Below are 593 nucleotides of genomic sequence, written 5' to 3'. Positions count from 1 at the left end.
GCCCACATTGGTGTCGATGCCAAGAGTGGCCTGACCCACAGCCTAGTCACCACCGCGGCCAACGAGCATGACCTCAATCAGCTGGGTAATCTGCTGCATGGAGAGGAGCAATTTGTCTCAGCCGATGCCGGCTACCAAGGGGCGCCACAGCGCGAGGAGCTGGCCGAGGTGGATGTGGACTGGCTGATCGCCGAGCGCCCCGGCAAGGTAAGAACCTTGAAACAGCATCCACGCAAGAACAAAACGGCCATCAACATCGAATACATGAAAGCCAGCATCCGGGCCAGGGGGGAGCACCCATTTCGCATCATCAAGCGGCAGTTCGGCTTCGTGAAAGCCAGATACAAGGGGTTGCTGAAAAACGATAACCAACTGGCGATGTTATTCACGCTGGCCAACCTGTTTCGGGCGGACCAAATGATACGTCAGTGGGAGAGATCTCACTAAAAACTGGGGATAACGCCTTAAATGGCGAAGAAACGGTCTAAATAGGCTGATTCAAGGCATTTACGGGAGAAAAAATCGGCTCAAACATGAAGAAATGAAATGACTGAGTCAGCCGAGAAGAATTTCCCCGCTTATTCGCACCTTCC

At 53.5% G+C, this 593-nt stretch carries 1 pseudogene; it reads left to right on the top strand.

What is annotated here, in order from left to right:
• Positions 1 to 447, top strand: a pseudogene (locus ABOC97_RS23910) (IS5-like element IS5 family transposase); the annotation flags it as partial.
• Positions 448 to 593: the final 146 nt, after the last annotated feature.

The organism is Kluyvera huaxiensis (assembly GCF_040149365.1).
GTDB classification, from domain to species: domain Bacteria; phylum Pseudomonadota; class Gammaproteobacteria; order Enterobacterales; family Enterobacteriaceae; genus Kluyvera; species Kluyvera intermedia_A.
The sequence above is the reverse complement of the archived record's forward strand: the minus strand, read 5'-3'. Positions and strand labels throughout refer to the sequence as shown.